At 48.5% G+C, this 17,141-nt stretch carries 13 protein-coding genes; 11 read left to right on the top strand and 2 right to left on the bottom strand.

Annotated features, from left to right (window positions below; all coding sequences use genetic code 11):
* Positions 1–205: 205 nt before the first annotated feature.
* The 7 genes from IEX98_RS17190 to serC all read left to right on the top strand — a co-directional run bounded on the left by IEX98_RS17190 (position 206) and on the right by serC (position 10,849).
* Positions 206–1,903, top strand: coding sequence for a S1C family serine protease (locus tag IEX98_RS17190; RefSeq protein WP_188890445.1), 1,698 nt, complete (start codon positions 206–208; stop codon positions 1,901–1,903).
* 85 nt (positions 1,904–1,988) lie between these two features.
* On the top strand, positions 1,989–2,678 hold the full coding sequence (locus tag IEX98_RS17185) for a response regulator transcription factor (protein WP_188890444.1): 690 nt from the start codon (positions 1,989–1,991) through the stop codon (positions 2,676–2,678).
* 7 nt (positions 2,679–2,685) lie between these two features.
* Complete coding sequence (locus IEX98_RS17180; RefSeq protein WP_188890443.1) at positions 2,686–4,191, top strand: sensor histidine kinase; 1,506 nt, start codon at positions 2,686–2,688, stop codon at positions 4,189–4,191.
* Between the two features lie 31 nt (positions 4,192–4,222).
* Complete coding sequence (locus IEX98_RS17175) at positions 4,223–5,212, top strand: 4-hydroxy-3-methylbut-2-enyl diphosphate reductase (protein ID WP_188890442.1); 990 nt, start codon at positions 4,223–4,225, stop codon at positions 5,210–5,212.
* A 991-nt stretch (positions 5,213–6,203) separates the two neighbouring features.
* The gene (gene aroF, locus IEX98_RS17170; protein WP_042165181.1) at positions 6,204–7,265 is read left to right on the top strand and encodes a 3-deoxy-7-phosphoheptulonate synthase; all 1,062 of its coding nucleotides are present in this window, start codon (positions 6,204–6,206) and stop codon (positions 7,263–7,265) included.
* A 249-nt stretch (positions 7,266–7,514) separates the two neighbouring features.
* Positions 7,515–8,939, top strand: coding sequence for a type I glutamate--ammonia ligase (gene glnA, locus IEX98_RS17165; RefSeq protein ID WP_188890441.1), 1,425 nt, complete (start codon positions 7,515–7,517; stop codon positions 8,937–8,939).
* Positions 8,940–9,760: 821 nt separating this feature from the next.
* Positions 9,761–10,849, top strand: a complete 1,089-nt coding sequence (gene serC, locus IEX98_RS17160; RefSeq protein WP_188890440.1) for a 3-phosphoserine/phosphohydroxythreonine transaminase — start codon at positions 9,761–9,763, stop codon at positions 10,847–10,849.
* Positions 10,850–10,945: 96 nt separating this feature from the next.
* Here the strand turns inward: serC and IEX98_RS17155 are convergent, their stop codons facing one another.
* Complete coding sequence (locus tag IEX98_RS17155) at positions 10,946–11,665, bottom strand: response regulator transcription factor (protein ID WP_188890439.1); 720 nt, start codon at positions 11,663–11,665, stop codon at positions 10,946–10,948.
* A 163-nt stretch (positions 11,666–11,828) separates the two neighbouring features.
* On the opposite strand from IEX98_RS17155, the gene trmL reads away from it, so the two are divergent.
* The 3 genes from trmL to IEX98_RS17140 all read left to right on the top strand — a co-directional run bounded on the left by trmL (position 11,829) and on the right by IEX98_RS17140 (position 14,203).
* Entirely contained in the window at positions 11,829–12,293 is a 465-nt protein-coding gene (gene trmL / locus IEX98_RS17150) for a tRNA (uridine(34)/cytosine(34)/5-carboxymethylaminomethyluridine(34)-2'-O)-methyltransferase TrmL (protein WP_188890438.1), read from the top strand.
* A 119-nt stretch (positions 12,294–12,412) separates the two neighbouring features.
* Positions 12,413–12,661 carry an AbrB/MazE/SpoVT family DNA-binding domain-containing protein gene (locus IEX98_RS17145; RefSeq protein ID WP_188890437.1) on the top strand — a complete coding sequence of 83 codons (249 nt, stop codon included), beginning with the start codon at positions 12,413–12,415 and terminating at the stop codon, positions 12,659–12,661.
* Between the two features lie 345 nt (positions 12,662–13,006).
* Positions 13,007–14,203: an aminotransferase-like domain-containing protein gene (locus IEX98_RS17140; protein ID WP_188890436.1), complete on the top strand. Its 1,197-nt coding sequence runs from the start codon at positions 13,007–13,009 to the stop codon at positions 14,201–14,203.
* Between the two features lie 78 nt (positions 14,204–14,281).
* Here IEX98_RS17140 and IEX98_RS17135 read toward each other — a convergent pair whose 3' ends face one another.
* Positions 14,282–15,007, bottom strand: a complete 726-nt coding sequence (locus IEX98_RS17135; RefSeq protein ID WP_188890435.1) for a DUF2161 domain-containing phosphodiesterase — start codon at positions 15,005–15,007, stop codon at positions 14,282–14,284.
* 219 nt (positions 15,008–15,226) lie between these two features.
* On the opposite strand from IEX98_RS17135, the gene IEX98_RS17130 reads away from it, so the two are divergent.
* On the top strand, positions 15,227–17,122 hold the full coding sequence (locus tag IEX98_RS17130) for a PrkA family serine protein kinase (RefSeq protein WP_188890434.1): 1,896 nt from the start codon (positions 15,227–15,229) through the stop codon (positions 17,120–17,122).
* Positions 17,123–17,141 lie beyond the last annotated feature (19 nt).

The raw sequence follows: 17,141 nt of genomic DNA, 5'->3' as shown, positions 1-17,141 counted from the left end.
TTTTTATCTGCTGATGAATACATTTTTTTTCATTAAAAACAGCTAAAACAATGTCTTGACGCCTATAGAAGTTATTTTAATTTCATGTACTTTTAAGTTTGTTTTAAGGTAGAATGTGCATGATAGGAATACAACATATACGCAGCAGCCCATCAGGGAATATGGCTGTTTGATGGAAATGGTATACCTAAGGAGGAGAACGGTTATGGACGATCAAAACAAAAAGAACGGATTTGACGATTTTTTTCAAAATCCTGAGAATAGTGAGCAAACCGTCGATGAGACGGAAAGAACAGCGCGAACTGACAACAATGGGCAAAGTGCCTCGTCGCCTGATCAACAAGATGGAGCAAGCAAAACATCCTACTATTATTCTTACGGGCCATTCAGACCTGGTGCACAGGACGAGGGCAGTGCTCCCTCGCAGTCGCCATACAATAGCAATTCATCAGAATCGGCATTCAAGCCGCAGGAAAGCTCAACTTATGCTTCGACGGCAGCGGGCAGCACAGTAGGGCCTCAAGCACAGCAGCAAACGAGCGAGCCTTATCAAGCAGGAAGTGATAGAGTCGAGGTTGCACAGCCGCCGGCGCTTCGTTCCTTTACATCGAATCAGCAGTCGTCGTCTGCTAAGGGCAACTGGCAAGTGCGCGAACCGAAGCGGGGAACGTCGTTCCGGTCGATGTTCATCTCATTTCTTGCTGGGGTGCTGGTCGTAGGCACTCTCATGTATGCGTCAGACCGGCAAAACTGGTTTACGCAAGGGACGCAAGCGATGGCGCCGGGGCAGTCGAATGAATCGACAAATGGTCAAACAGCCAGCAACGGCGGTTCATCTCCTGTGACTGCAGCTGCGCGGCCTGATAACATTTCTACGCTGTTCAAAACAGCAAGCCCGGCCGTCGTTAAAATCGAGACATACGTGAAGCCATCGAGAAACAGTGGCGGCGGCGGCCTTCTCGACGATCCGTTCTTCCGTCAGTTTTTCGGAGATGACTATCCCGGAACAAAGCCGCAGGACAAAGGCAATGACAGCGATTTGCAAGCGAGCGGAATCGGTACAGGCTTCTTCTTCGATTCTTCCGGTTACATTTTGACCAATCAGCATGTAGTTGGCAACTCGGACAAAATCGAAGTAACGGTGCAAGGCTACGATAAACCGTTCACAGCCGAGCTTCTGGGCTCTGATTATCAGCTTGACCTTGCTGTTCTGAAAGTGACGGGAAGCAAAGAGTTCCCTACGCTTCCGCTTGGCAGCTCTGACAATATCAATATCGGCGACTGGGTCGTTGCGATCGGCAATCCGTACGGTTTTGACCATACTGTAACTGTTGGGGTGTTGAGCGCGAAAGAACGTCCAATCGACATTCCGGATTCGCAAGGCACTCGTAATTACGAGCATTTGCTGCAAACCGACGCATCGATTAATCCCGGCAACTCCGGCGGTCCGCTGCTTAATGTGAATGGCGAGGTTGTCGGCATCAACACAGCGGTTAGCTCACAGGCGCAAGGCATCGGCTTTGCAATTCCGACTAGCACGATCCAAAATGTGTTGAATGATTTGAAAAACAATAAAGAGGTTCCAAAAACGCCGGTTCCGTTCATCGGTGCAGGACTCGCAGATGTGACAGCAGACATTGCGCAGCAGTTGGGACTAGAGAAAGCGGAAGGTTCGATCGTCAGCAACGTTTACTATAATTCGCCTGCCTACTTGGCGGATCTGAAGCAATACGATATCATTCTTGGTATCGATGGAAAAGCATACAATTCGACGCAAGAGCTGATCAAGCAGATTCAAACGAAAAAGGTCGGCGATAAAATTGAATTGAACATTATCCGCAGAGGGGAAAAAATGAATTTGCCGGTCGAGATTGGCGACAAGAACAAATTCAATGCGGAGTAATTAAGAAGAGCGTTGTGCAAACAAGCGCAGAGTGTTGCATGCTCTGCGCTTGTTTTATGCGTATAGAGGCACATGGGGGTGCGGGATGAGATCGCAAATTATCGTAGTGGATGATGATGAGAAAATTACTTCGCTGCTTCGCAGAAGCTTGGCTTTTGAGGGTTATGACGTATCGACGGCGAATAACGGCGCAGAGGGGCTGAAGCTGCTGCTAACGGCAGATCCCGATCTGCTAATTTTGGACGTGATGATGCCGCATGTCGATGGATGGGAAGTATGCCGCCGGGTGCGTGAGGGAGGAAGCACTGTACCGATTCTAATGCTGACGGCGAAGGATGATATATCGGACCGTGTGAAAGGGCTAGATGCCGGGGCGGACGATTATTTGATTAAGCCGTTTGCACTGGAAGAACTGCTTGCACGGGTGCGTGCACTGCTGCGTCGCAAAGCGGATAAGATCGAGGAGACAAGCAGTAAAATCGTCTATGGTGATTTGGCGCTGGATCAGGATTCCCGGGAGGCGATTCGTTCGGGACGGCGAATTGATCTCACAGCGAAGGAGTATGATTTGCTGCTGCTCTTCATGCAAAACCCGCGCAGAGTGTTGACTCGTGATGCGATTATGGAGAAAATATGGGGCTTCGACTTCAGCGGCGAATCCAATGTGCTGGAGGTTTATATCGCGATGCTTCGCCAGAAGCTGGAGGATGGAAGCGGCAATCGGATTATTCAGACGGTGCGGGGCACCGGGTATGTGCTGCGCGGAGAGGGCTGATTAACGAATGACAATACGGCTTCGGCTTACATTATGGTATTCGGGCTTGCTTGCCGCTACGCTTATTGTATTCGGCTGCGCCATCTATTTTTTCGTCAATATGAACACGTACGGAGATATTAAAAACTCGCTTCGTCAACAGTCGAACAGCATTCAGTTTTATGGAACAACGTTTTCCAACCAGTTCAAACTCGGAGGTGTCGGCGGCTTATACGAGCCGGACTTGTATTTGCAAATCGTCAATTACCGAGAAGGTTTCATATCTCTGGATTCGAATATGAAGCAAAAGGGACTGGAATTTCCTTATCCTAAAGCTTCCAAAAATCCTGACCGGGGCTTTGAAAAGGCAAGGGTAACAATTAACGGCCACCAGTATATGTTTCTTATCTATCAGAGACCCTTGCACCTAGAAGACGGCTCTTTAGTGGGGCTGGCGCAGGTTGGCGCTTTTGTAGGCAGTGAGGAGCGCTTTCTTGCCGGAGTCCGATCTATCTTGATTTTCTCTTCCTTAGCCGTATTGCTGATCGCCTTTACCGTCGGCTTATTTCTAGCCCGGCAGGTGCTTCAGCCGATTGAACGTGTCATCCGGTCCACGGAAAAAATTCAAAACGGCTCTGATCTGAGCGTGCGTATTCCGATGGAAGGGCCGAAGGATGAGATTGGCCGACTCGTCTACACGCTGAACATTATGCTTGCACGGCTCGAAATGGCGTATAACGGCCTGGACGAATCGTATCGGGCGCAACGGCGTTTCGTATCGGATGCTTCGCATGAACTGCGTACGCCGCTGACTACGATTCGCGGCAATATCGAGCTGCTTCAGCGAATGTGGACGAAGACGATGGACCCGAAAGCGCAGGATGGCATCGTGCTGGCGCTCGACGCGCAGCGCCTGGAGATGTCCAACGAAGCGATGCAGGACATTGCTGCTGAGGCGAAACGGATGTCGACGCTTGTGAATGATTTGCTCGCTTTAGCCCGTGCGGATGCGGGCTACGTTATGGAGAAGGTGCCGCTGCCGATGTTCCCGCTAGTAGAGGAGGTTGCGCGAAGGGCGCAATTGCTGCCGCGTACAGCGGAATGGCGTGTTGGCGACCTTTCTATTCTTAGCGGCGCGACGGTAATCGGCAACCACGAATATTTGCAGCAATTGCTGTTTATTTTTATCGAAAATGCGTTCAAGTACACGTCAGAAGGCTATATCGAGCTGAGCGCAAAGCAAAAGGATGATCAGGTAGGCGTTGTAGTCCGCGATACGGGAATTGGCATGGACCCTGAACAGGTGCCGCATATTTTCGATCGTTTCTATCGGATTGATGAATCCCGCGGGAAAACGGTCGGAACCGGGCTGGGGTTATCGATTGCCAAATGGATCATTGACGAGCATCGGGGCTCGATTGAGGTGACCACGCTTGAGGGCGAAGGGTCAACTTTCGTCATCTGGCTGCCGCTGCACTTTTCTGAACCGGACTCTTCGACTATAATGGAGATAGAGGACCGAGAGGAACACTAACCGCAGCACGGTCGGAAAGCAGGTGCAACAGATGGAAATCGTTAAAATATCGCCGCGCGGCTATTGCTACGGCGTTGTCGATGCAATGGTGCTCGCCTTGCAGACGGCTAAAAACTTGGATTTGCCACGGCCAATTTATATTTTGGGCATGATTGTTCATAATTCGCATGTGACGGAAGCGTTCGAGCAAGAAGGCGTTATTACGCTGGACGGGGAGAACCGTTTGGAAATATTGGATCAGGTAGAGAAGGGGACGGTTATTTTTACCGCCCACGGCGTTTCGCCGGAAGTGCGTCAGCGCGCCCGCGACAAGGGACTGACAGTAGTGGATGCGACTTGTCCGGATGTGACGAAGACGCATGATTTGATCCGCGAGAAGGTTGCGGAGGACTACCATATTATTTATATTGGCAAAAAAGCGCATCCAGAGCCGGAAGGTGCGATTGGCGTTGCGCCCGATCGGGTCCATCTCATTGAACGAGTGGAAGAAATCGATGCGCTTGATGTGCCTGATGGCAAGATCATCATCACCAACCAGACGACGATGTCGCAATGGGATATCCGGGTCATTATGAGCAAGCTGCTGGAGAAATTTCCGAAGGCTGAAATTCATAACGAAATATGCCTCGCAACCCAAGTACGGCAGGAGGCGGTTGCCGAGCAAGCGGGCGCTGCTCAGCTTTGCATTGTCGTTGGCGATCCGCGAAGCAACAACTCGAACCGTCTTGCCCAGGTATCGGAAGAAATCGCGGGTGTTACAGCTTACCGTGTATCCGACGTATCGGAGATTAAGCAGGAGTGGCTGGCTGGCATTGAACGGGTAGCTGTCACTTCCGGCGCTTCTACGCCGACGCCGATTACGAAGGAAGTTATTGCTTACTTGGAGCAATACGATAACGCGGATCCTTCTACGTGGGAAATTAAGCGTACCATTAATATGAATAAGCTGCTGCCGAACATTCGCACCAAATCAGTGCCTGCCGGCGGCGACGCGGCTGGTATAGCGACAAAGACAATTTAAGTGCTCAACAGACGGGAACAGGGAGGCCGACGCAGTCGGTTTTCCTGTTCTTTTTTTGTTGTGAGTAGTGCTGACTTGGCATGCGGTGCAACTCTGTGCGTGGTGCTTGATCACACACAAGGTTGCATTCGGGGATGCAGCATTGGTGCTGATCTTTCCACGATTTCTCCTCAATATGCTCATGCCTCGCGCCTCACTGTGCATAGATGGGGTATTAACGAATCAGGTTCGCAAAATAGCGAACCTGATTTCGCTGTAGGCGTCATACTGGGAACTGCTTATTTAAATAACGAACTAAATTTCGCTATTCGTGAACTTAGGTTCATGAACAACGAAATTTGATTCGCTGGGGCTAAAGAATGAGTATATGAGGCTGCATGGAGCGAAAGTTGCTTCGCAAAAAAGCGAAGCAGCTTCGTTAATTGGTATACTAGGCGTCTCCTCTGTAAGTTCTTTACTGCAATATCTGCTGATCATGGATCGGACTATTAACGAACCAGGTTCGCAAAATAGCGAACCTGATTTCGCTGTAGGCACTACTTTGGGAACCGCTAAATTAATTAACGAACTAAATTTCGCTATTCGTGAACTTAGGTTCATGAACAACGAAATTTGATTCGCTGGAGCTAGAGAATGAGTATATGAGGCTGCATGGAGCGAAAGTTGCTTCGCAAAAAAGCGAAGCAGCTTCGTTCATTAGCTAAGTAATAGCGGTTGAGTGTCAAAAGGGAGTTGTTTAGTGAAGTAACAGTAGCTGAGCGGCCTGAGTACAGGGCAGAGTCTGATGAGGAACAATAAACAGCTGGGACATGTTAATGCCAGTTTGAACCAGAGAACAAGAGCAGAAAAAATACAAATACATTTTTACTTGACGAAGATGCGGGGCATCGTGTATATTAACTTTAGCGAGTAAAAGCATAAAAGCCAAAAAGCATAACAGCATAAAAGCGAAGCAGCGTATAAGCGTTGAAGCGAAAAAGGAGAGATGGACATGATCGTAATTACTAATCAGAATATTTCGGATGACCGCATACAGGAGATCGTTAACTATATTGAGAAAGCTGGCGTACAGCCGCATGTATCCAAAGGTACTGACCGTACCGTTATCGGCATTATCGGCAAAGCGGAACCGCAGCTTGCAGAGCACCTTCGTCAAATGAAAGGCGTCGAGAATGTGATCAAAATCTCGAAGTCCTACAAACTGGCTAGCCGTGACTTTCATCCGGACGACACAATTATCGATATTAAAGGGGTAAAAATCGGCGGCAGCAATCTTGTGATTATGGGCGGCCCTTGTGCGGTGGAAACGCCAGAGCAAATCGACGAAATCGCAAGACTGGTTAAAGCAGCAGGCGGACAGGTGCTTCGCGGCGGCGCATTTAAGCCTCGTACGGGACCATACAGCTTCCAAGGCGTTGGCGTTGAAGGTCTTGTGATGATGGCGGAAGCGGGCAAGAAGCATGGTCTGCTTACCATTACTGAAGTAATGACGCCAGAGTATGTCGATGTGTGCGCGGAATACGCTGACATTTTGCAAGTAGGTACCCGGAATATGCAAAACTTCGATCTGCTTCGCAAGCTCGGAACGATTCAAACACCAGTGCTGCTGAAACGCGGCTTTAGCTCGACTTACGACGAGTTCCTCAATGCTGCGGAATACATTCTTGCAGGAGGCAATCCGAATGTTATGCTTTGCGAGCGGGGAATTCGTACATTTGAAACCTACACACGGAATACGCTCGACCTGTCGGCGATCCCAGTTCTGCAAGGTCTAAGCCATCTGCCGGTCATTTCCGACCCAAGTCACGGTACAGGACGCCGCGAGCTTGTCGAGCCGATGTCGAAAGCGTCCGTAGCTGCTGGAGCTAATGGTCTGATCGTCGAAATGCATACCGACCCGGACAACTCGATGACAGGTGATGGCGTTCAATCGCTGTTCCCGGATCAGTTCGCCAATTTGTTAAAGGATTTAGAGAAGCTCGCTCCGCTTGTTGGCAAGCAATTCGATACGCCAAAGGCGCCAGCTGATGCTTTCCTGGAATGGAAAATATAAATCATTGCTTTTTCAAAGGTTCGGAATCCTTGCTTGTCAAGGGTTCTGGGCCTTTTTTTATGATAAAAAGGTGCATTTGTGAACAAATGTTTAAAGCTGTAAGTATACCTGACATGCGAATAAAAAATACCTTACATAAGTATTGACGGTGCGAAAACAGAGTTTTATAATTACCTCATAGTTTGGAACGAAAATTGAACAATAACTGTTCAACAATATGCAAATGTTCGGAAATGGAGGAAATATCAGATGTCAGTTCAAAATGTTTTGGACACAATCAAAGAAAACAGCATTCAGTTCGTAGATTTCCGCTTCGTGGATCTTTCCGGTAAAGCGCACCACATCACTCTTCCTTCGACAGAAGTCGACAGCGACACTTTCGTAAACGGTGTAGCGTTCGACGGTTCCTCGATCCCAGGTTTCCGCGGTATCGAAGAATCTGACATGGTGATGATGCCTGATACGGAATCTGTATTCATCGATCCTTTTACCGATCACCCAACACTTAACATTATGTGTAACATTCATACGCCGGACGGCGAACGCTATGAGCGCGACCCGCGCAGCATCGCTCAAAAGGCTGAAGAGTTCCTGCAAACAACTGGCGTTGGTACGACAGCATTTTTCGCTCCTGAGTCCGAGTTCTTCATTTTCGACGAAGTTCGTTATGAAAGCACAATGAACTCCTCCAGCTTCTACGTAGATTCCGAAGAAGCAGGCTGGAACACGAACCGTAAAGAAGAAGGCGGCAACCTGGGCTTTAAAGTTCCTGTTAAAGGCGGCTACGTTCCAGTAGCACCAGTTGATCAACAGCAAGACATCCGTAGTGAAATGGTTCGTCTGATGCAAGATGTTGGCCTTCGCGTTGAACGTCACCACCATGAAGTGGCGACAGCAGGCCAAGCGGAAATCAACTTCCGTTTCGACACACTGACGAAAACAGCTGATAACTTGATGGTTTACAAATATATTGTTCACAACACAGCTCGCCAATACGGCAAAGTAGCAACATTCATGCCAAAACCGCTGTTTGGTGACAATGGTTCCGGTATGCACGTTCACTCGTCGATATTCAACGGCGACACTCCTTTGTTCTATGAAAAAGGCGCATACGGCAACCTGAGCCAACTGGCTATGCACTACATCGGCGGCATCCTGCATCACGCACCTGCCCTGATCGCTCTGACAAACCCAAGCACGAACTCGTTCAAACGTCTTGTGCCTGGTTACGAAGCACCGGTTAACCTGGTATTCTCCAAAGGCAACCGTTCCGCAGCGGTTCGTATTCCTATCGCTTCGGTAACGCCAAAAGGCTGCCGCATCGAGTTCCGTACACCGGACTCCACGGCTAACCCTTACTTGGCATTCGCAGCTATGCTGCTTGCTGGTCTTGACGGTATCAAACGTAAATTGGATCCAGTTGCTTTGGGCTACGGTCCATTCGACAAAAACATTTACGAACTGCCAGAAGAAGAGAAGAAAGAAATCCGCAGCGTACCTGGTACGCTTGACGAAGCGCTTGACGCTTTGGAAGCTGATACTGAATTCTTGACTGAAGGCGGCGTATTCTCCAAAGACTTCATCGAGAACTACGTTGCTGTTAAACGCAACGAAGCTAAAGCGGTATCGATTCGCATCCATCCACATGAATACAGCCTTTATTTCGGTTGCTAATCGCAACCCGATAAACGAGCTCCTTCGGGAGCTCGTTTTTTTTCGTGCATTGATCTGGTGCAGTGAAGCTGCGAGAAATTGTACATTGAAGCTGTGAGTGAACTTGTGAGTTGAAAAATGAGTGAATTTCAACTGTAGAGCTGTGAGTTGAATTTGAGTATATTCAAGCTGTATTGAACTTGCATCTGGTGAAGCTGTAAGTGAACTTGAGCAGTGAAGCTGCCAATGCACCTATTAAGTGAATCTTGCCATGTATCTCTGTTAATGTACCTTTATTATGTACCTATGTCATATATCCTATTGAAAATACCACTTCACTTTGAAGCGTCGCATGTACTGCTCGAGTGTTTGCAATTATAAAGTGTAAATTTCGATAAGTCCTGTCGAAAACTTCGCTAATATTTGCAGTTTTTTCTCTAATATCTGACTGAGGAGCAGATTTTGGACTGTTTCATCCTAATAAGGTAACTTTTTACTCTATTAGGAAATCAATTTCTTCCCTTATGAACTTTTTGACGTATTGCCCTGTATCCAGCTCTACACCCCAAAATTTAAGGAAATTCAATACCGAATAGCGAAAAAACGGACTTATCGCAAGCAGCACGAGCCCATCATTTACGTTATTGGCGAATTGTTGGGAGTAAAAATGACTATCTCATCAAAATCCGAATGATTTACAGAAACTAAACCTTTAGCGTTCGACTTTTTGTCAACAATATTCGTCGAAATACACTTGAAGCATCGGCATAAACTTGTTATCATTAGCGTTATCATGTGAGATTAACCTCGGATGTAACCAAACAAAAAGGTGGGTAACGGAGATGAAACGAGCTTATAACTTCAATGCTGGACCAGCCGCTTTGCCGCTTGAAGTGCTGCAGCAGGCACAAGAGCAGTTTGTTGAGTACGGAGGTGCCGGCATGTCCATCATGGAAATGTCGCACCGTAGCGCCCTTTATGAGAATGTAAATAATGAGACGCAAGCGCTAATGCGCGAATTGTTCGGAATTCCCGACAATTATAAGGTGCTTTTCCTGCAAGGCGGAGCAAGCCAGCAGTTCGCTATGATTCCGATGAACCTTCTTCGCGAAGGACGTCCTGGTGCATACGTTATGACGGGCAACTGGGCGGAGAAAGCGATCAAGGAAGCGAAGCTGATCGGTGAGACAGTAGTTGCGGCGACGACGGAAAGCGACAAGTTTATGCGCGTACCTAGCCAAAGCGAAATCGTAGTGCCTGAAAATGCAGCTTATGTACATTTGACTTCCAATGAAACGATTGGCGGTACGCAATTCCAGCAATATCCGGTCATTGGCGGAAACGTGCCATTGATTGCCGATATGTCGAGTGATATTTTGTCCCGTCCTGTTGATGTGAGTCAATTTGGCCTCATTTATGCTGGCGCTCAAAAAAATCTTGGACCATCCGGTGTTACAGTTGTTATCATCCGCGATGATCTGGTTGCCGAAAGCCCTAAACATATTCCCGCTATTTTCCGTTACGATACGCATGCGAAAAACAGCTCGCTATACAATACACCGCCATCCTTCTCGGTTTATATGGTTAATCTCGTTCTGAAATGGATTCAAAGCAAAGGCGGCGTCGCGCAATTGGAGCAGTTCAACCGCGATAAGACGAAGCTGATCTACGATCAAATTGATCAAAGCGGCGGCTTCTATACGGGTGCTGCACATGCGGACAGCCGTTCGGTTATGAACATTACATTCCGTATTCACACCGAAGAGCTTGAGAAGCAATTTGTGAAAGAATCGGAGCAGCACGGCTTTGTTGGTCTGAAAGGGCACCGCGACGTTGGCGGCTTGCGCGCTTCGACTTACAATGCGGTTCCGCTTGAAAGCTGCAAAGCGCTTGCGGAATTTATGGCTGATTTCCAAAAACGCAACGGCTAATGAAACAAAAGAAGAAAGGACAGCGCTTGACGGCTGTCCTTTCTTTGTGTGAATCCTATTAAATGTGTCAATCCTATTTATTCATCATCTAAGCGGTTATGCGAGGGACGAGGCTTCGACGCCGTTCGGGCCGAGCAGCTTATAACCGACATTGCGCACGGTCATAATATACTCAGGCATTCTGGCGTTTTTCTCGATTTTATCCCGCAGATGGCTAATGTGAACATCGACAATACGCGTATCGCCAAGGAAATGATAATCCCAGACGCCGTGCAGCAGCTGCTGGCGGCTCAGCACTTTACCTTTGTGCTTACAGAGGAATAAGAGCAGCTCGAATTCCTTTGGCGTAAGCTCGATATCTTTGCCGTCTACAATAACCTCACGTTGATCGGGTCTTACCGAAAGCCGGCCAATATCGAAGGCGGAGCTTTCAACATGACTGGGCAAGGCTTGTATGCGGCGGAAAATAGCCTGTATGCGAGAAATGAGCTCCTGCGGACTAAACGGTTTTGTCATATAATCGTCGGCACCATTATCCAGTCCCGCGATTTTGTCGGTAACATCCTGCAAAGCGGTAAGCATGACGATCGGCACAGCATTGTTGAGCTTGCGCAGCTCGCGGCATACTTGGAGACCATCCATTTTCGGCAGCATGAGATCCAATACGATTAAGTCAGGACGAAATGGTTTAAGCATATCAAATACGGCTTCGCCGTCTCCGACGCATCGAACCTCATAGCCGGCAAGCTTTAAATTGAACTCGATGAGCATGGAGATGGAGGGCTCGTCATCGACGACTAATATTTTTTTCTTCATCGCACTATTCTCCTTTACACTCCCATTAATGACTTCATTATGAAGGAGTACATTCATCCGAAGATTAACCGTAAGTTAACGATGTGTAAAATTTTTCGAGAAAATGCGCAAATCTATCATTTCATGTATAATGTATAGGCAAGAATGAGAGGTGTGAAAGAGAGTGGCATTCCATATTGTATTAGTAGAACCTGAAATACCGGCAAATACGGGCAATATTTCAAGAACATGCGCAGCTACGGGAGCGCATCTGCATCTTGTTCGGCCGTTAGGCTTTCAAACAGATGATCGTACCTTAAAGCGGGCGGGTCTCGATTATTGGCATGCGGTTCACATTGAGTACCATGATTCGTTCCAGGAAGTGCTGGACAGCAACCCTGAAGGCCGTTTTTTCTATGCCAGTACGCGTGCCAAAAAAGTATATTCGGAGTTTGAATATCGGGACGGCGATTTTTTTGTGTTTGGCAAAGAGACCAAGGGGCTGCCCCAGGAGCTGATTGATGCGAATCTGGATACTTGTATCCGGATGCCTATGACGGGAGACGTCAGATCGCTTAATTTATCGAACTCGGCAGCGATTGTTATCTACGAGGCGCTTCGGCAAAATCATTTCCCATCTCTTCATTAATTGCAGAATGTTAAGAATATGAGAATGTCAGAAGGAATTGCCGAATGCTCATCGAAAGCTATTAAAGCAAAGGTTTCACTGGAAAGCTTGCAAATCTAGACACAGAAGAGGTGAAAACGATGAAACCAGCAGGGGTGGTAAGAAAAGTAGATCAACTTGGGCGAATTGTGCTTCCAAAGTCTCTTCGCAAACGGTATCAGATGAATGAAGGGGATCCCGTTGAAATATTAGTACAAGGCGATCACATTATTTTGGAGCGTTACCGTCCAAGATGCGTATTTTGCGGGTCGATGGAAGAGGTACGTGATTTTAAAGACAGATACTTATGCGGACAATGTGTAGGCGAGATGAATCAACTTCGCCGTTAATCCATAGCATGCTAAAAAAAGAAGGAAGCTTCCTGTATCAAGCGCCAACACGCTTAGTATAGGAAGCTTCCTTCTTTTAATCCCGAATACCGGGATGCACAATGGCCGAATTAGAGGCCTTTTGTTTTGTCTTCGTTGTAAGAAGACGTTAACATCGCAGCCACGAATAAAACAAAGACCGTCAGTACGGTAATCATGGTAATGGACATTGCGCAGACACCTCCGATTGATTCCGCTACATCTTCTTCATTATACCCAACGATGCGAAAAAAGAAAACTTTAAAAGTTGTGAACACCTTGCTAAAATAAAAGGATTCAGACTAATAATGGGGAGGCGCAAACGTAATGGATTATCGGTTTGCATCGCGAATTGCCGAGGTAAAATCGTCGGCTGTTAGAGATATTTTGAAGCTGACGCAAGGGAAGGATATGATCTCGTTCGCCGGCGGCTTGCCTGCGGAGGAGTTGTTTCCTGTACAAGCTGTCCGAGAGGCGGCTGAGCGTGTATTTGATGCAGGGAAAGGCGCTCTGCAATATGGTTTGACTGAAGGCTATTTGCCGCTTCGCGAGCAGCTTTGCGTTCGTATGGCGCAAAAAGGGATGAATGTTGACCCGGATGAAATCATTCTGACAACCGGCTCGCAGCAAGCGATCAGCTTGCTCGTGCAAGTGCTGACGGAGCCTGGCGACGTCATCTTGGTAGAAAAGCCGACTTATCTTGCTTGCTTGCAAGTATTCGAGCTGTACGGTTTGCGCGTCATTGCGGCGGAAAGCGATGAGCATGGCATCATTCCGGAAGACGCAGAGCGCCTCATTCGTGAACATAAACCGAAAATGCTGTATGCGGTTCCAACTTTCGGAAACCCGACAGGCAATGTATGGAGTCTGGAAAGAAGGCAGCAGCTTCTGGATCTATGCGTGCGAAACGGCATTCCGATTCTGGAGGATGATCCGTACGGCGAAATTAAGTTTGATGAAACGGCGGACTACCCGACGCTGTTCTCGCTGGATCAGCAGCAGCAAGGCGGAGCTGTCATTTACACCAGTACCTTCTCCAAGACGGTTGCTCCTGCGCTGCGTACCGGCTGGGCTATTGGCAATGCCAAAGTAATCCGAATGATGGCGAAGGCGAAGCAGGCTGCTGATATTCATTCCAGCACGATGGATCAGCAAATTCTTAGCCAACTGCTGGCTCATTTTCCACTAGACGATCATATTCAAACGATTCGCCGTTCGTATCGAGACAGAATGGTGGAGATGCAGAGCTTGCTTCTGGAGCAAAAGATTGAGGGCTTCAGCTGGATCGAGCCAAAGGGCGGCATGTTTATTTGGACGCAGCTGCCGGAAGGGCTTGATGCGGAAGTGTTGTTAAAGGCTGCTGTGTTAAAAGGAGTGGCGTTTGTGCCGGGGAGCTCCTTCTACGCCTATGATCCGCAGCGGAATACGGCAAGACTCAATTTCACCCATAATACGGGGCAAAAAACGGTGCAGGGTGTAGAGCGGCTGGCGGATGCCATTCGCGAATTTACGGCACGTAGCTAGAGCAAGCATTATCGCTTCGCCGGAATGATGTTCATTCCTCTATCATTCCATTATTCAATCACTGCCGCTGCGACGCCATTAGGCGTCGGGCGGCAGTTTTGCTATCCACTCGGCGATGACGCCAGCGTATTCCTCCAGCGCTTTCTCGCCGCTTGGCGTCAGACCGTAGCTGCCTCGCTTGACCCGCTCGAACCAGCTATAGTAGTTGCTGCGTAGCAGATCTCCACATTTGGCAAACTCGGTTAACGTCGCCAGCTTGCTCGGGGAGAGCGGTCCGTAGCGTTGCATGGCATAGGCGCAGCGAAGCGCTTTTTCACGGTAGGCAGTGACCAGCTTGCGTCCGGTGCTGCCACCTACATTATAATCGCCGCTCCGCTCGCGGAATTCCTGAAGCAGGCGGGCTTGCTTCTTTCTGCGGATGCCGCGCTGCGGCGCATCGCCCGGCTCGCAAAGAAATTCAATGACCGGTGCTTTTGTCTTAAAGAATGTAACGGTCATAAATCCGAGGCCCAGCATCCGGCATAGCTCGGTAATATCGCTAAAGCGCTGGTTGTGGGCGCCGCTCTTTTTCCGGTTGCGTTCCACGGCAAGCACGACATTGTCATTAATTCGCAAGCGTTCAACTCCCTGCAGAAGCAGCGCGAGGTTGAACGTTTTTTTCATTTCGACAACAACCGCATCGGAGGCGTCCGGTTTCATAGCGACAAGGTCACAGTGCAGAACTTCGCTTTTCACCGTGTATCCCAGCCGCTCATAGTAAGCTTTAATAGGGCTGTACAGCTCTTCTTCCTTCGTGACGGCCACGGAAAATCCCTCGCTTTCTCCCACCTATTATAACAAAGGATTGTTCACGCTTGTCGCATTTTGATGGATTGCCGACTAAAATAGTGGTCAATTTCCTACAGGACTAAGCATAGGAATGTAATACTTCAATAAAAAGTTGTTCCCTCGATAGATGGGCTAGAGAAAATCCCGGGCGGAGTGAAAAATGCGGATTGCGGAAGCGATGGGAGGAGGCACGGCATGGACATTTTCAAGCGAATATCGGAGTATCGGACAGAGAGTGAGAAGCTGGAATGGACAGGAACGTTCAAGGCATACATCGAATCATTGAGGCAGGATCCCACACCGGCCATGACAGCGCACTCGCGCGTCTATGACATGATTGAATCATTCGGCGTGGAGGACACGAACGGCAACAAGCGATACAAGTTTTTTGAACAGGAAATTTTCGGGCTTGACCGTGCGGTTCAGAAACTGGTGGAGGAATATTTCCATTCGGCTGCAAGAAGGCTGGATGTCCGTAAACGGATACTGCTGTTGATGGGACCTGTAAGCGGGGGGAAATCAACGATTGTGACGATGCTCAAAAAAGGACTGGAGCGCTATTCCAGAACCGAACGAGGCGCCGTCTATGCGATTAAAGGCTGCCCGATGCACGAGGAGCCTTTGCATCTCATTCCGCATGACCTTCGGCCAGAAATTGAGAAGGAGCTTGGCGTGCGGATTGAAGGCAACCTTTGCCCTTCGTGCCAGATGAGGCTGCGCACCGAATATGGCGGTGAAATCGAAAATGTGCTTGTCGAGCGGGTGCTCATTTCCGAGGATAACCGTATCGGTATCGGTACATTCAGCCCTTCTGATCCGAAGTCTCAGGATATTGCCGATCTGACGGGGAGCATCGACTTCTCCACGATTACGGAGTTCGGCTCCGAATCCGATCCGCGCGCTTACCGCTTCGACGGTGAGCTGAATAAAGCGAATCGCGGGCTGATGGAGTTTCAAGAGATGCTGAAATGCGATGAGAAGTTTCTGTGGAATCTGCTCTCGCTGACGCAGGAAGGAAATTTTAAAGCTGGACGATTTGCGTTAATATCAGCTGATGAACTCATAATTGCCCACACAAATGAATCCGAATACAAATCATTCATCAGCAATAAGAAAAACGAAGCGCTGCAGTCGCGGATGATCGTCATGCCAATCCCGTACAACTTGAAGGTGTCGGAGGAGGAAAAGATTTATACGAAGCTGATCGGCCAAAGCGACATGAAGCATATTCATATTTCGCCGCACGCGCTGCGTTCGGCTGCGATTTTCAGCATACTTACCCGCCTGAAGGAAACGAAGAAACAAGGCATGGATCTGGTCAAAAAGATGCGGATGTATGACGGCGAGGAGATTGAGGGCTTCAAGGATGCCGATCTGAAGGAGATGCAAAACGAGTATATTGAAGAAGGCATGTCCGGCGTCGATCCGCGCTACGTCATCAACCGGATTTCGAGCGCTTTAATTAAGCAGGATACACAGTGCATTAATGCGCTGGATGTGCTGCGGGCGCTGAAGGACGGACTCGATCAGCATCCGTCGATTACGAAGGAGGAGCGGGAGCGGTATTTGAACTTCATCTCCGTTGCCCGCAAGGAGTATGACGGGCTGGCGAAGAAGGAGATTCAGAAGGCCTTCGTCTACTCCTTCGAGGAGTCTGCTCGCACCTTATTCGAGAACTATCTCGACAATATCGAGTCCTATTGCAATTGGGCGAAAATTAAAGATCCGCTGACCGGGGAAGAAATGGATCCCGATGAGCGGCTGATGCGTTCGATCGAAGAGCAGATCGGCGTCTCCGAAAATGCAAAAAAAGCGTTTCGCGAGGAAATTCTCATTCGGATATCGTCGTATTCCCGAAAAGGCAAAAAGTTTGATTTCACCAGTCATGAGCGTTTGCGCGAAGCGGTGGAGAAAAAGCTGTTCGCTGATTTGAAGGATATTGTCAAAATTACGACATCGACGAAAACGCCGGATGAGAGCCAATTGAAACGGATTAATGAAGTGACAAAGCGGCTGATCGACGAGCATGGCTACTGCCCGGTATGTGCCAATGAGCTTCTCCGGTATGTAGGCAGTCTATTAAATCGCTAAATTGTGAACAAAACCAGCG

This window comes from Paenibacillus radicis (ex Gao et al. 2016) (assembly GCF_014641555.1).
Lineage (GTDB): Bacteria > Bacillota > Bacilli > Paenibacillales > Paenibacillaceae > Pristimantibacillus > Pristimantibacillus radicis.
Note: the sequence above shows the minus strand (reverse complement) of the source record. Positions and strands in the feature narration are given on the sequence as shown.

Coding starts and splice junctions, on each gene's coding strand:
- IEX98_RS17140 (WP_188890436.1), top strand. CDS start 13,007: ATGGATTATCGGTTTGCATCGCGAATTGCCGAGGTAAAATCGTCGGCT.
- IEX98_RS17190 (WP_188890445.1), top strand. CDS start 206: ATGGACGATCAAAACAAAAAGAACGGATTTGACGATTTTTTTCAAAAT.
- IEX98_RS17185 (WP_188890444.1), top strand. CDS start 1,989: ATGAGATCGCAAATTATCGTAGTGGATGATGATGAGAAAATTACTTCG.
- glnA (WP_188890441.1), top strand. CDS start 7,515: ATGTCAGTTCAAAATGTTTTGGACACAATCAAAGAAAACAGCATTCAG.
- IEX98_RS17175 (WP_188890442.1), top strand. CDS start 4,223: ATGGAAATCGTTAAAATATCGCCGCGCGGCTATTGCTACGGCGTTGTC.
- aroF (WP_042165181.1), top strand. CDS start 6,204: ATGATCGTAATTACTAATCAGAATATTTCGGATGACCGCATACAGGAG.
- IEX98_RS17130 (WP_188890434.1), top strand. CDS start 15,227: ATGGACATTTTCAAGCGAATATCGGAGTATCGGACAGAGAGTGAGAAG.
- IEX98_RS17145 (WP_188890437.1), top strand. CDS start 12,413: ATGAAACCAGCAGGGGTGGTAAGAAAAGTAGATCAACTTGGGCGAATT.
- IEX98_RS17155 (WP_188890439.1), bottom strand. CDS start 11,665: ATGAAGAAAAAAATATTAGTCGTCGATGACGAGCCCTCCATCTCCATG.
- IEX98_RS17180 (WP_188890443.1), top strand. CDS start 2,686: ATGACAATACGGCTTCGGCTTACATTATGGTATTCGGGCTTGCTTGCC.
- serC (WP_188890440.1), top strand. CDS start 9,761: ATGAAACGAGCTTATAACTTCAATGCTGGACCAGCCGCTTTGCCGCTT.